Source organism: Nostoc sp., from assembly GCF_036917515.1.
In the GTDB taxonomy this organism is placed as follows: Bacteria; Cyanobacteriota; Cyanobacteriia; order Cyanobacteriales; family Nostocaceae; genus Nostoc.
This window is the reverse complement of record NZ_JBALDE010000171.1, coordinates 12,407-25,828: the sequence shown is the minus strand read 5'-3', so window position 1 is coordinate 25,828 and position 13,422 is coordinate 12,407. Positions and strand designations below refer to the sequence as shown.

Genomic DNA, 13,422 nt, shown 5'->3' with positions numbered 1-13,422 from the left:
GCCCACACTGCACCCGATCAAGGGGTCAATGTGGGTAATTTATCCCTGTAATGGGAATGTAGTTAGCGGAACATGCTACTGACTGAAGTATCTTCATGAATTCGCCAGATAGTTTCTCCCAACAGATTAGCTACTGACAGCACCACTAGTTGTGGAAAACGATTGTTTTCTGGTATGGGAATGGTATTGGTGACAATGACTTCCTCAAACAAGCCACTAGACAACCGCTCCATCGCTGGTGGAGAGAATACCGCATGAGTTGCACAGGCATATACCTGACGCGCTCCTTCTTCACGCAGTAATCGCGCTCCTTCTGCGATTGTTCCTCCAGTGTCAATCATGTCATCCACTAACACTGCCGTTTTGCCTTTAACATCGCCGATAACATTTAACACTTCAGCAACATTATGTGCCTGACGCCGTTTGTCAATAATCGCCAGTGGAGCATCATCCAGTTTTTTCGCAAATGCCCTAGCTCGTGCTACACCACCAACATCAGGAGAAACAACTACCACGTCTGGCAGTTGTTTGCTGGCTAGATAATCCAGCAATACTGGTGAACCGTAAACATGGTCAAAGGGTATATCGAAATAGCCTTGAATCTGAGCCGAGTGTAAATCCATTGCGAGAACGCGGTTGGCACCAGCTTCGGTAATCAAGTTAGCAACCAGCTTGGCGGTTATTGACTCTCGTCCTGCCGTTTTGCGATCGGCACGAGCATAGCCATAGTAGGGAATTACTGCCGTCACCTGTCGCGCAGAAGCTCGACGACAAGCATCAACCATAATCAATAATTCCATCAAATTATCGTTTACAGGTTGACAACATGGCTGGATTAAATAGACATCACAACCCCGAATCGATTCTTGGATTTGAACGTAAAGTTCTCCATCCGCAAATCTTTTGCGAATCATTGGCCCCAAGTCCATGCCCAAATAACGAGCAACTTCTTGAGACAATTGTACATTGGCAGAGCCAGAAAACAGCCGCAGGCGATGATTATCGTTCAGTCCTGTTGCAGATGGTTGCACTTTGAAAGTTGCAGAACTGAGCACAGCAGATCCTCTATGTGCGTTCATAGCAATATTATCATTAGAGATTTAATAGATTTAACCAAGAAATAGCCTAAAAAAACATCTGTAAGCTTTGTTGAAGCTTCCATACAAAATTTAAACATTTTTGCATAAATTTATTATTCGCTAATTATCTAGTCTTCTTGGCAAACAAGCTATTGATAGCTTAACTGACATCAAGTCCATCCACTAGGTCTATAGTTCAATTTTTTGGTTGAGGTAAATAACCCTAATCGCTTAAACATTATTTGGTGTGGTAGGTTCTTCTAATTACCTCATTGATAGCTAGAAAGTAAAGGATTGACAACTTTAGTGATATTAAAGAGTTTGTGCTCACACAGTATAGCACCTCTTTCTAGGTAGATTATAGTAGCTTATTACTCTGTAGTCTACGCATTGACAAAAATGACAATATAGAACTTAGAAGACGCTAGGTGTGGACAAAATTTATCCACGCACTGGCAAGTTTTTAGATAAAGATTAAATAAAGATTAAATAAAGAGATTTTTTTGCTCCTAAAACATTACTTAACAAAAGAAATTCTACATAAGCAAAGTGTTGTAAATATTTTTACTTAAAAGTTTTTAGTTAATCAATAAATATCCTAGATGTTGAATCTATCCGCGAACATTCTGTCAACTGTAAGCTACCAATCACCGATAAATTAGTTAGTACCCATATTTTTGCTGAGATAAAATTAATACTATTGTGTATACTCTGATTTTTGGGTGGTTGTGATCGCTCCACTTGGGTGCAGCAATAACTGCATCCGTCCTGCAACTCAAACGGATAATACAGCGCTTCCTGCTGTTATGAAGTACAGTTTCTCCCCTCCCCGCTATCTCCTGTACCCTTTCGGGACTGAGAACGTACCTTACAATAGCGGGAACTGCTGTAATTTTAGATGTTGGGGCGATCGCCACTCGAATAAATTTGGGAAATAGCCCAATGGCAGAATTTTTGGAATTTTACAGTAGAATATTGCCGCAGGTAACTGTGCCGTCGCCTCTTGGACTTAATCTCTGTAGGTGACTTCCTCCTCAGTTGCTACTACACTCAATCAATCGATCATGCAACCACCGATTACAGTTGGCACTGTCTTGCAAAACCGTTACCGCATAATTCAAATTCTCGGACAAGGAGGATTTGGTAGAACCTATCTGGCAGAAGACCAGAGGCGCTTTAACGAACTTTGCGCGATCAAAGAATTGAATTTAACAGCAAGGTCAGCTTTGGATTGGGAGAGGGCACAAGAGCTTTTTCATCGAGAAGCTGCCATTTTATATCAAATCGAACACCCACAAGTACCGAAATTCCGGGAAAGATTTGAGCAAGACCAACGCTTATTTTTGGTGGAGGACTACGTTGCAGGTCAGACGTACCGAACTTTGCTGACTGAACGTCAAGCTATAGATCAAACTTTCACAGAGGCTGAAGTATTGCAACTGATACAAATGTTGTTGCCTGTTTTAGAGCATATTCACAGTCGAGGGATTATTCATAGAGATATCTCGCCAGAAAATATTATTTTGCGAGATAGTGACGCTAAACCTGTGTTAATTGACTTTGGGGTGGTAAAGGAACTGGCAACACGTTTACAATCGCCAGATAATCCGCTGCCAGGAACCACCGTAGGAAAACTAGGCTACTCTCCCAGCGAACAAATGCAAACAGGGGGAGCTTATCCTAGTAGTGATTTGTATGCATTAGCAGTAAGCGCGATTGTTTTGTTGACTGGTAAAGAACCAAAAGATCTATTCGATCAAAACCAACTAACTTGGAATTGGCAGCGGTGGGTAAAAGTGAACCCGCGATTTGCCCAGGTTTTGAATCGAATGTTGAATCATATACCGAGTGATCGCTATCAAAGTGCTGCTAGTGTATCTCAAGCACTGCAATCTCTGACCCAACCTACTGTCCCTAACCCAAATGTGTCTAACTTGCAGACAATGGCAGTTGGTCGCCGTCCTGACCTAGTATCACCAGCAGCTTCACCCAAAAAACCCAATCCTGTGATTCCACCAAGTCCCAGTAGCTCAATTTTGGATAATCCGTTAGCGATCGCTGCAATTGCCATTGCTGTAGTGATCGTAGCAGGATTTAGTTCTTGGGCACTAGTAAGTTCCATCCGCAGTCAGTCAAAAACATCAGATGAGACGCTTCCACAAAATTTCCCTTCACCAGTAATTTCTGGTGGTACTACATTCACACCGATACCGACACTCACACCGACACCAACACCGACGCCCACACCAACACCAACAGCCACACCTACTAACAACGATCAACCTGTTGTATCTACTAAGCGCCTCAAGCTTACAGCGTCTAAGCCAACCACGGTTCAAGGTACTCTCAAAGCAAATCAAATCATCCAATACAGCTTTTTTGGGCGAGAAGGTGCTAAATTAAACACGTTTATTGATCCAGGAAGCACCATTCTGCTAACAGTCTTAAGTCCCAATGGACAACCAATTGAGAATACTGCCCAACAAGTCACATTTTATCAAGGCACATTGTTGGTTACTGGTAGATATACTATTGAGTTAACTCTGCTTTCAGGAGTTGCCGAAAGCAATTACAACCTCAATGTTGCATTAGAAAAACCAGTCAAACCAACACCAACAGAAGCACCCTTGTCACTTCCCACAGAGACACCCTTGCCAATTCCCACAGAGACACCCTTGCCAATTCCCACAGAGACACCTTTGCCAATTCCCACAGAGACACCCTTGCCAATTCCGACCATTACTGAAGCGCCGACTTTGCCGCCGACTGATGGAACACAACCATTTTCTGGCCAAAGAAATTAATGTTAAACACACTACTAATTACTGGAACTGATACGGAAGCTGGTAAAACTGTTTTAACAACAGCGTTAGCAGCTTATTGGCAAAAATATTACCCGCAGCGTCGCTGGGGAATCATGAAACCGATTCAATCGGGGGTTGGCGATCGCGAGTGGTATCAAAAGCTATTTGTACTAGAACAATCTGCTGAAGAAATTACACCTTTATACTTTCAAGCACCTCTTGCTCCTCCTATAGCAGCAGCACGGGAAAATCGCCGAGTAGATTTAGCACTTGTGTGGCAAGCTTTGTCTAAGTTGCGATCGCAGCGTGATTTTGTACTTGTTGAAGCCTTGGGAGGGTTAGGTTCGCCAATAACTGAGGAATTAACGGTAGCTGATTTAGCAGGAGAATGGCGTTTACCAACAGTATTGGTAGTACCAGTGAGATTGGGTGCGATCGCTCAAGCAGTGGCGAATGTGGCATTAGCTAGACAATCGCGCCTCAATCTCAAAGGCATTGTTTTGAATTGCGTACAACCCCGAACGGATGCAGAAATAGCCGACTGGGCACCATTTCAATTGATTCAATCACTCACTAATACGCCAGTTTTAGGCTGCTTACCCTATTTAGATAACCTGACTGATTTAGATAAACTTGCTCAAATAGCATCAGGTTTAGATTGGGAAACACTAACACTTGAGAATGATTAAATTGATATTCTTTTAATATTGATAGATAAGCTAATCGGTATTTAAATGCCGATTAGCTTAATAGCTGACCCTCTAGGAGAATTAGATTTACTTATACACATATTTTGGTGCGATATTTGCTCTTACTCATGTTACAAGCCCGACTAAGAAATTCAAAATTTGTATTTAAAATTACTAATTTATAATAAAAATTTACTTAGATAAGTATCCATCACAGAGCGATCGCCAAACTTTTCGATCTACTGATATTTGCTGGGGGGATTTCAGCTTAAAAAAGCGGCGTTGCTGAATCCGGGGATGAATAGCGCATCATTGACAGGTTAAGGTAATTGCATTTTTGTCAATAGGGTGCAGGAAAAGGGGATAAATCCAGCTTAGGGACTGGCTTTCGGACAGATTTAACCACACCTAAGTCTTGATTTTCTGTTAAAACGAATAACCTCCGAAGCCTACAGTTCAATCCCGAAGGCTGAATATTTATTCAGACGCAACTGTATCCCAGAACAACTTCTCATAGGCTTGCAGCAACCGCGCTGCACGCTTGATTAAGAGCGGTTCTGCACCATGCTTTAAGCCTGCTTCAATTACACTTAAAGAATTACATTCAAAGTTTGGTATAGGGCTGGCAAAGAAATCGAAAAATGCTGTATCTTTAGGAGTGAGATGATATTGTTTTTGGAGTGCAGCACTCATCCTTCCAAGATTTTCACCGAATATAGGGAAGTTGAATAAAAAGGCGGCTCCAACTTCAGCCTCCGAACCGTATAGAGCAAGGGAAACTACATAGGCGGGATATGCTTGCGCCCCGGGTAATGGTTCGTACTTTTTCAGGTCATCTTCATTGAGGTTGAAGGCTTTGGCAAAATCTAACAGCAAATTGAGGGATTGAACCTCACCAGAGAGAATATCTCGAAAGAATTTCCCATTACGAGTTCCACCAAAGCGTTGCACTAAAAGGCTATCGCTCTTAATATCACTCTTAACTATGTTGTATTCCTCTCCGGCAAAGGCTTTTAGGTTTTCCAGGGACACTTGTCCGTTTTCTAGAGCCGTTAGATAGGGATGGTTGCGGATCTGATTCTCTACCCCAGCCAACTCAAGGCGCAGTTCATCGACTATTTGCTTGGCTTGATTGGCAATTACATTAGAAGTAGATTTATTACATATTACTTCCGAGACAGCAACTCCATTGTTGGCAAAGGAGAGTGTGACTATCAAAGTGATCACTATAAAGAGAGCAATTGTAACTAGTTTGAGGACATAAGTGCTGTATCGTAAATGTACATTTAACTTCATAAAAATTCCTCAAATATGATTTTGGTGGGTAATAACTGGAGTTTAAATTAGTTCGCGGTGCGAAACTGTTGAACAAATTAGTTAAAAAACTTAATAAATTCTCAAGATTTATCTTAATCTCTCACGCATAGTCAGTACTGGTGTGCCACCACACCCAGTACCAAGTTGAATCAATCGGTCTTTTAAAGAATGGTCATAGCTAGAAATCTTTAAGTATTTAATAGATGCTTTAGCTTTTAAACGAGTGATAAAATGGCCTTATTGGTTAAGAAGCTGTTGCAAAAATTGGAAGTGATAAAAACCTCTGTCAAGTAAAATCAGAGTTTTAGCAGGCAGTAAATTTATACCAATTCAAAAAATGTTTGCGACAGATAAAGCATTCAAAATGAAATCATAGCCAGTCAGAGAAGAGGATTTTATTGCCAGCACAGGTGTAGACATCGCACCAACTCAATTAGGATACAGCAACATTTTTGAGAATAGTCATCGGCCCTTGGGTTTTGAGAATCTCCATTTCTGCCGCGTTCCGCACCAGCAGCGCACCAGCGAATCCTAATGAATTCACAGAGATAGATTGGAAATGCTCTTGCGATCGCGGTACGATTAACATCCATTCTCGTGTCGCTAGCAGATTGTAAGCACCAGATTGCTTTGCATCTAAACCTACAGCGTGACGCAAAGTGTGATAAATTTCCAGTGTTGCTTGGGCCCCTGCCAATGGCGATCGCACCCAATTAGAATTTAGTGATGCGAAAGCATGTACAAAAGGAAGCTTTGCTAAAGTTGCATTTGAGTTTTGAAATTGTGCTGATGTTAGTAAAGGTTCAATCGGTATTTGCAACCCTGAAGGGGCAAGTGGTAGGGGTACTAATTGTAAGTGCTTATGTCGCTGACTAGCACCTGCGGTTTTGCTACTGTTGTAAAATGCTAAACCATCGAAACCAGCCAAACACGCCCACATAGCCGTAAAATCTTCTAGGGTGAGTAAGCTTTCTTGTTCCTCGAAACCACGAGTGATGATTAACAGATGATAATCAACAACATTGAATTTGTTTAAAATACATACATGGGTATCGGAGATATTCGCCACAAATAAATTTTCTTCGTAGGGCAAAAAAGGATTAAACTCTTCACCAGAAGTAGCAGATTGTTTTTCCTGTTTATCCTTAGCTGCTTTTTTGCGATTCAGGTTAGACAAAATCCTCACTAAAAAGCGCACGCCATCCTGTTCAACAAATTCAAATTCTGTCGGAATCGACAGTAGGGCACCGCATTGTAAAGCATGTTCAGTCCGTTCTTTAACACTTGTCCATAAAGTGCTAGGTTTAAGTAAGATTTTCCCCTGTACCATTTCTATTCCTTCAGGCATGGTAAAGAGTACGCAGCGATGTACGTCTCTACGAATGACTATATTCCAATACAGTTCAATAAAATACCAAAGCTTTCACAACAACGCAATACCTCTGCAACAAAACTGTCACAAATTATATCTACATTAGTAATACATCTAAATATCCTTCCAGACAGCAATGCAAAACCAATCTCGCGACAGAGAACACCCATCAAATAGCATTTCACATAACACTGCTGATGCCAAATATCATAAACCCTGGAGAAAGGCTGCCGCCTCTCTATCGCTGGTGCTGCTGGGATCAGGTATGACATTGGCAGGCGGCTATATGGCTGGACACTCTCAGCAGGTGTCTGAAAGTGCATCTAATTTGGCAGTAAGTCGAGTAAATGCTGCTCCCCCAATACCAGCAGGCACAGATCCTAATTTTGTTACCCAAGTGGTGCAAAAGGTAGGGCCTGCTGTGGTGCGAATTGACTCTTCCCGAACCGTAAAAACCCAGATACCAGATGAATTTAACGATCCACTTTTCCAACGCTTTTTTGGTTCTCAACTACCAGAACAACAGAATCGGGTAGAACGGGGTACTGGTTCCGGTTTTATTATTAGTGCTGATGGTCGTATTCTCACCAATGCTCACGTAGTCGATGGTGCTGATACCGTAACAGTAACACTTAAGGATGGACGTAGCTTTAAAGGTAAAGTGTTAGGAAAAGACGAGTTGACCGATGTTGCTGTTGTGAAGATTCAAGCAGATAATCTCCCGTTAGTAGCCTTGGGTAACTCAGATCAACTACAACCTGGAGAATGGGCGATCGCGATCGGCAACCCCCTTGGATTAGATAATACAGTAACTACCGGAATCATCAGTGCCACTGGACGCAGTAGCAATCTAATCGGCGCTCCTGATAAGCGAGTAGAGTATATTCAAACCGACGCAGCAATTAATCCTGGTAACTCTGGCGGGCCTTTGCTAAATTCTCGTGGCCAAGTAATTGCCATGAATACAGCCATTATTCAAGGGGCACAAGGATTAGGCTTTGCTATTCCTATCAACACAGCACAACGTATTTCTAGTCAATTAATAGCTACAGGTAAAGTACAACATCCTTACTTGGGAATTCAGATGGTGGGGTTAACACCTCAGCTAAAACAAAATATCAACTCAGATCCCAATAGCGGTTTGAGTGTGAATGAAGATAAAGGTGTATTAGTTGTAAAAGTTATACCAAATTCACCAGCTGCTAAAGCAGGGATACGTGCTGGTGATGTAATTCAAAAGCTTGGTAATCAAGCAGTCACAGATGCCAGCAGTGTCCAAAAGGCAGTAGAAAATAGTCAAGTCGGAAGTGACTTACGTATGGAATTACGTCGCAATGGGCAGAATCTTAACATCGCTGTGCAACCTGGTGCTTTCCCCGTACAAGTGCAATAAAAATTTTACTATCAATTGAGTAAAAGTGAATTTTCTGGATGGGTATTTTGCCCGTCCCTTTTTTTTCAGGTGGCAAAATTGAGTTGTAATAAGCGTATTGCCGTCAGGTAAACACTGCCACAAACATCAAAATCGAAGTTTTCGGTATTAATAGGACTTACACACACTCTACGAATTCTTGGCGTTCTTGGCATCTTGGCGGTTCGACAAATTAAGCTTTTGGGCGATTTTTGCGTAAGTCTTAATTAATAGTGCCACCCTCTAAAAATAGTTTTATTCAATAGCAGAGTCATGTTTACATTTTTTATCCATGACATTAGTCACGGTTCAACTAATGACCTTTATCACTAGTGTATAGCTTTTTTCAGCCCTAGTATTTATTAGTTAAAGGAATTGATATTTTATGAAAAATTAATTTCTTTGATGTCAATATTATAAAAGGGAAGTTTGCGAATGAGTATTAAAAGAATGCTTGCTAGTGCAGCGCTGATATTACCAATTGCTGTTACCTTTATTCCTTTTCAAGCCGATGCTCAGATCAGACGACCAGTTAGGCGATCGGTTCCAGTTAGAATAATCAGAAGACCAGTGCGATTTAGAGTTCATACCCCTGTTCAAGCGAGAAGGAGAATATTGGTTCCTGGACGTTGGGTGCAAAGAAATCGTGGTCGCCACTGGATACCTGCTCGCTATGTATATCGATAAAAAGTCTTACAATTGCAAAAAAATATTGTTCATCAATCTTGATTGCAGATTTATTTTTTCATAGCTTTAATTAGTGTTTAAAAATCCCCTTTATAAGTATTATAAAGGGGCATTATTTCATATTTACAGTAAATAGGTAGGCATAATTAGATATACAAAAAAATCCTAGTTTGTAGTAAATAATTTATCGTTTATTCAGATTTCTCAAAACTCAAGTCCTGACCCAACAGGAAAGTTAGTCGCTCATGAAGGAAACCCCCTTCTCTACGAGACGCTCCGCGTTCGCGAAGCGTCTCGTAGAGAAGGCGCTAGCCTCTCTCTTTGGGAGAAGACCGCGCTAACTCACTACATTTAATTTATTTATGCCTAGCAATAAGTTGTAACTGAATTTTAAGCTAGAGCTACTGCTGGTTGCTGCCAGCGTCCCACTGCCTTACCAATTATTGCCAATTCTTGCATTAAGTTATCAAAACGGTCTGGTGTCAGAGATTGGGGCCCGTCGGATAAAGCTTTGGCAGGATTAGGGTGAACCTCTATCATCAGGGAATCTGTACCAGCTGCGATCGCAGCCATTGCCATTGAAGGCACAAACTCAGACCAACCTACGCCGTGGCTGGGGTCAATCATAATTGGCAGGTGAGTCAGCTTTCGCAACACTGGCACTACCGATAAATCCAGTGTATTTCGCGTATACTGACGGTCAAAGGTGCGTATTCCCCTTTCACACAAAATTACGTTGGGATTGCCAGATGCCAGAATATACTCTGCTGCCATCAACCAATCTTCAATAGTAGCTGCCATTCCCCGCTTCAACAGAACTGGTTTCGGCTGCGCTCCCACTTTTTTGAGCAAGGAGAAATTTTGCATATTTCTTGCCCCCACCTGAATCACGTCAGCAACTTCGGCAATTTTATCCAGGTCTACGGCATCCATCACTTCTGTAATAATACCTAGTCCGCTAACTTGCCGCGCTCTCGCCAACAAATCCAAAGCACTCTCACCGTGTCCTTGGAAGGCATAAGGTGAAGTCCGGGGTTTGTATGCCCCTCCACGCAAAAATGCAGCTCCAGCAGCCTTGACACGCCGCGCCGTCTCCACAATCATTTCTTCATTTTCTACAGAGCAGGGGCCAGCAACGACTACCAAAGGCTGATGTTCGCCAAATACTACTGCTCCATCAGGAGTATTAACCACCACTTCCGAAGCTTCGCCGTGGCGGTACTGACGGCTGGCTCGTTTGTAAGGCTGTTCTACCCGTAACACCTGCTCAATCCAAGGGCTAAGTTCCTGAATTTGTAGTGGATCTAAGCTGGCAGTTTCACCTACTAGACCAATAACTACTTTGTGTTGACCTACAATTTTTTCTGGAGTTAGCCCCCAGCTAGTTAGTTCTTCATCAATGCGGTTTATTTCCGCCTCTGGAGAACCACTTTTCATTACTATAATCATCTGAAAATTCCTGATTAATTAATTGAGTAAAATTATTTGTCAATAGACTAACTTTATTGTTGCCTATTGGCCTAATTACAAATAGTTAAAAATAAAATTTGTTTACACAATAAATAGACAAAATGTCGCGCTCAGTCAGTAGTTTTACTATTAAATAACTAGATATAGGGTATAAAAAAATTATAATATTTTAATTAGCAATGTTGAAGTGATAAAATTTCAACTTCAACATTTACTGGTTCGGCACTTCCTTCAAGTCGGGAAACCCGCCCAACGGAGTGCCTCACTTCTTCATTTACCCAATACCACAGTTACTTAATACCTGAGCGCCGTTCATTATAAGTTTTTTTGCCGAGTTTCGCGCCAAGCTGCCACCATTCGTCCCCAATTGGTGTTGAACTCACCCAAACCCAGAAAACTTCCAACTTTTTCTTCATCCCAAGAGGCAGAGAGAACGCCATAAGTTATCCCTAAAACCCCCAAACCAAATAATCCCATGTTCACCAATAACACCGCGATGGGAGGTAGTCGGATGTCAGAGTAGGTAGCAAGCAGATAGCTAGCAACCAAGGCGCTAATGCCCAAAGCTGTTGGTATACCAGAAAACCCAGCTACCCGTCGGATCATCCGCTGGCTGACTACTTGGGGAATTGCCATCTCTTGTTTGCTGTAAACCACTTTTTTATCAGCCTGTTTGACGGATTCTTGGGACTGTGCTGCTGGTTTACTTGGAGTTTTTGCAGGTTTTTGGCGCTTTTTGTTTGGTTCAAAGGGCAAACGGCTACGTTCAGATTCTTCAGCAGACATAAGCAGTAGTCCTATCCACGAATACCGAGACGAGCAATCAAAGCTTGATATTTTTCCCGGCTTTCTTGCGATATATAAGCTAGAAGACGCTTGCGCTGGCCGATTAGCTTCAACAGTCCCCGCCGGGAAGAATGGTCTTTTTTATTTGCCTGAAGATGTTCGCTGAGGCGGTTAATGCGCTCGGTTAGCATCGCTACTTGTACATCAGCCGAGCCAGTGTCAGTTTCGTGAACTTGGTAGTTGGAGATTATTTCTTGTTTTCGCAGTTGCGTGAGGGCCATGGTCGATTCAGTTTCTAGTTTTTCTAAAATGTATGCAGCAGTCTCCTATAATATCACAGCCCTCAAGCTAGATGTGGGATGACTTTGAAGTAATATTTGTACTTTTTAATACTATTTTTTAAAGGCTAACTTTCAGTATACTTCGTTCCAATCCCCGATAGGGATTTTAATTGATTGCGAATTCCTAATAAGTATTTTAGTTGATTGCGATTCCTGGTTAACCTCAACTGAGTCAGCCATGAAGTTGTTTCAATCTGTAATAGGGATTTTAGTTGATTGTGATTCGTTGTGAGGAGCACTTTTACCAAAAATGGTTAGAAGTTTCAATCTGTAATAGGGATTTTAGTTGATTGCGATCGCAGGCGTCTGAAAGACTTGTATTATTTGATTTTCAAGGTTCAATAGCGCAAATGCAAAATCATAACATAAGGAGTGACAATTGTGCTAACTGTAAATAGCTGAAAGTCAGTCTACATAAGGTACGCGGATGGTTTCAAAATGCTACGGCCCCCAAATCATGACATATACAGCAATTCAGACATTTTTGTATTCCCCCCTTCCTCAACACCTACCCATCCGCGCATTTAGCAAAAAACTAATCCCATCGGAAAGCTGTTTACTATACATATCCTACTCAATTAAGTCAGCTGACTTTAGGGTGATGCCTATGCCTACGCAATTCCAGCATTCCCATGACTAACCCTATTTTGCAACATCTTCAAAGTCTGTTATTGCACAAGCAAATTCTCTAAAAGCTGTTTTAATCAGCATCTCTTTCGTTCCTCTTTCCAGGGAAGAATTGCGTATGAGGTCTGTTAATTCTATGAATAACAGAGAAAACATAAAACGATCTTGGCGGTCAACTTGTTTCAAACAAGACAAGATAAACTGATAAAGCTCTGTTTTTCTGGGTTTGGTCTGTTCATCCCATATTTGCAACCCAAGCCGAAAAGTTCTCAAGCGGATTTCATTGGTGTTGTATGACGCGTCTTTGTAGCGGACTAATACGCGTTGAGGTATATCCATGAGTTTTAGCTATACATATTCAATGTAAAGTCATTATTCACTTATATTTTGGCTCAACCGGAAAAATTTTAAATTTTGCACTAATGGCAACAGCCACCATCAGTTAGAAACGAATGATTTGTGTAGAATATAAAGAGTTACATAGGGTAGTACAGTCGTTCTACCCTACTATCATCAATTTAGAGAATACCCCAGAAATGGAGTATCCCTTGACCAGAAAAAGCTTCAATTAAAATTGCAGATACAAAACCAATCATTGCAAGACGACCGTTCCAATTTTCACTCTGAGGAGTGAAGCCAAAACGCACAGCATTAGGATCTTCTGAAACAATAGGCGCAGTATTTTTAAAATCTGACATCAGCATAACTCCAAAGTTCAAATGTTGTTGCAGTTGTAACTGTCTGTAAAGTAATGTAACAGATGTGTAAAAAAATGCAAGATTGAGTGAATTAGGACTTACGCACTCTGTACAAATTATTCTCTATTAGACATTGTGTGA

Annotated in this window: 12 protein-coding genes; 4 read left to right on the top strand and 8 right to left on the bottom strand. The window is 41.5% G+C overall.

Annotated elements, in window-relative coordinates:
• Positions 1-62 precede the first annotated feature (62 nt).
• A complete protein-coding gene (locus V7K89_RS21960) occupies positions 63-1,079 on the bottom strand; it encodes a ribose-phosphate pyrophosphokinase (RefSeq protein ID WP_334916774.1) in 1,017 nt (338 codons plus the stop codon).
• A gap of 1,064 nt (positions 1,080-2,143) precedes the next feature.
• On the opposite strand from V7K89_RS21960, the gene V7K89_RS21955 reads away from it, so the two are divergent.
• Positions 2,144-3,883 (top strand): protein kinase domain-containing protein, encoded by a 1,740-nt coding sequence (locus tag V7K89_RS21955; protein WP_335190865.1) that lies wholly within the window; start codon positions 2,144-2,146, stop codon positions 3,881-3,883.
• Positions 3,883-4,572, top strand: coding sequence for a dethiobiotin synthase (bioD, locus tag V7K89_RS21950; RefSeq protein WP_335190864.1), 690 nt, complete (start codon positions 3,883-3,885; stop codon positions 4,570-4,572). Before V7K89_RS21955 ends, bioD begins: the two co-directional genes overlap by 1 nt.
• 477 nt (positions 4,573-5,049) lie before the next feature.
• Here the strand turns inward: bioD and V7K89_RS21945 are convergent, their stop codons facing one another.
• Positions 5,050-5,868: a hypothetical protein gene (locus tag V7K89_RS21945; RefSeq protein WP_335190862.1), complete on the bottom strand. Its 819-nt coding sequence runs from the start codon at positions 5,866-5,868 to the stop codon at positions 5,050-5,052.
• A gap of 454 nt (positions 5,869-6,322) precedes the next feature.
• Positions 6,323-7,219 (bottom strand): ATP adenylyltransferase family protein, encoded by an 897-nt coding sequence (locus V7K89_RS21940; RefSeq protein WP_335191033.1) that lies wholly within the window; start codon positions 7,217-7,219, stop codon positions 6,323-6,325.
• Positions 7,220-7,397: 178 nt separating this feature from the next.
• On the opposite strand from V7K89_RS21940, the gene V7K89_RS21935 reads away from it, so the two are divergent.
• Positions 7,398-8,654 (top strand): HhoA/HhoB/HtrA family serine endopeptidase, encoded by a 1,257-nt coding sequence (locus V7K89_RS21935; RefSeq protein ID WP_335190860.1) that lies wholly within the window; start codon positions 7,398-7,400, stop codon positions 8,652-8,654.
• A gap of 453 nt (positions 8,655-9,107) precedes the next feature.
• On the top strand, positions 9,108-9,359 hold the full coding sequence (locus V7K89_RS21930; protein WP_335190858.1) for a hypothetical protein: 252 nt from the start codon (positions 9,108-9,110) through the stop codon (positions 9,357-9,359).
• A gap of 390 nt (positions 9,360-9,749) precedes the next feature.
• Here V7K89_RS21930 and aroF read toward each other — a convergent pair whose 3' ends face one another.
• The 5 genes from aroF to V7K89_RS21905 all read right to left on the bottom strand — a co-directional run bounded on the left by aroF (position 9,750) and on the right by V7K89_RS21905 (position 13,281).
• Positions 9,750-10,808: a 3-deoxy-7-phosphoheptulonate synthase gene (gene aroF / locus V7K89_RS21925; RefSeq protein ID WP_335190856.1), complete on the bottom strand. Its 1,059-nt coding sequence runs from the start codon at positions 10,806-10,808 to the stop codon at positions 9,750-9,752.
• Positions 10,809-11,144: 336 nt separating this feature from the next.
• Positions 11,145-11,615, bottom strand: coding sequence for a PAM68 family protein (locus V7K89_RS21920; protein ID WP_335190854.1), 471 nt, complete (start codon positions 11,613-11,615; stop codon positions 11,145-11,147).
• Positions 11,616-11,626: 11 nt separating this feature from the next.
• Positions 11,627-11,896, bottom strand: a complete 270-nt coding sequence (rpsO, locus tag V7K89_RS21915; RefSeq protein ID WP_041565894.1) for a 30S ribosomal protein S15 — start codon at positions 11,894-11,896, stop codon at positions 11,627-11,629.
• Positions 11,897-12,598: 702 nt separating this feature from the next.
• A complete protein-coding gene (locus V7K89_RS21910; protein WP_335190852.1) occupies positions 12,599-12,922 on the bottom strand; it encodes a hypothetical protein in 324 nt (107 codons plus the stop codon).
• 179 nt (positions 12,923-13,101) lie between these two features.
• Positions 13,102-13,281, bottom strand: coding sequence for a high light inducible protein (locus V7K89_RS21905; RefSeq protein ID WP_335190850.1), 180 nt, complete (start codon positions 13,279-13,281; stop codon positions 13,102-13,104).
• Between the last annotated feature and the right edge of the window lie 141 nt (positions 13,282-13,422).

What these genes read in the sequence shown, in the direction of transcription:
- V7K89_RS21960 (WP_334916774.1), bottom strand. Translation starts at nt 1,079, where the DNA reads ATGAACGCACATAGAGGATCTGCTGTGCTCAGTTCTGCAACTTTCAAA.
- V7K89_RS21955 (WP_335190865.1), top strand. Translation starts at nt 2,144, where the DNA reads ATGCAACCACCGATTACAGTTGGCACTGTCTTGCAAAACCGTTACCGC.
- bioD (WP_335190864.1), top strand. Translation starts at nt 3,883, where the DNA reads ATGTTAAACACACTACTAATTACTGGAACTGATACGGAAGCTGGTAAA.
- V7K89_RS21945 (WP_335190862.1), bottom strand. Translation starts at nt 5,868, where the DNA reads ATGAAGTTAAATGTACATTTACGATACAGCACTTATGTCCTCAAACTA.
- V7K89_RS21940 (WP_335191033.1), bottom strand. Translation starts at nt 7,219, where the DNA reads ATGGTACAGGGGAAAATCTTACTTAAACCTAGCACTTTATGGACAAGT.
- V7K89_RS21935 (WP_335190860.1), top strand. Translation starts at nt 7,398, where the DNA reads ATGCAAAACCAATCTCGCGACAGAGAACACCCATCAAATAGCATTTCA.
- V7K89_RS21930 (WP_335190858.1), top strand. Translation starts at nt 9,108, where the DNA reads ATGAGTATTAAAAGAATGCTTGCTAGTGCAGCGCTGATATTACCAATT.
- aroF (WP_335190856.1), bottom strand. Translation starts at nt 10,808, where the DNA reads ATGATTATAGTAATGAAAAGTGGTTCTCCAGAGGCGGAAATAAACCGC.
- V7K89_RS21920 (WP_335190854.1), bottom strand. Translation starts at nt 11,615, where the DNA reads ATGTCTGCTGAAGAATCTGAACGTAGCCGTTTGCCCTTTGAACCAAAC.
- rpsO (WP_041565894.1), bottom strand. Translation starts at nt 11,896, where the DNA reads ATGGCCCTCACGCAACTGCGAAAACAAGAAATAATCTCCAACTACCAA.
- V7K89_RS21910 (WP_335190852.1), bottom strand. Translation starts at nt 12,922, where the DNA reads ATGGATATACCTCAACGCGTATTAGTCCGCTACAAAGACGCGTCATAC.
- V7K89_RS21905 (WP_335190850.1), bottom strand. Translation starts at nt 13,281, where the DNA reads ATGTCAGATTTTAAAAATACTGCGCCTATTGTTTCAGAAGATCCTAAT.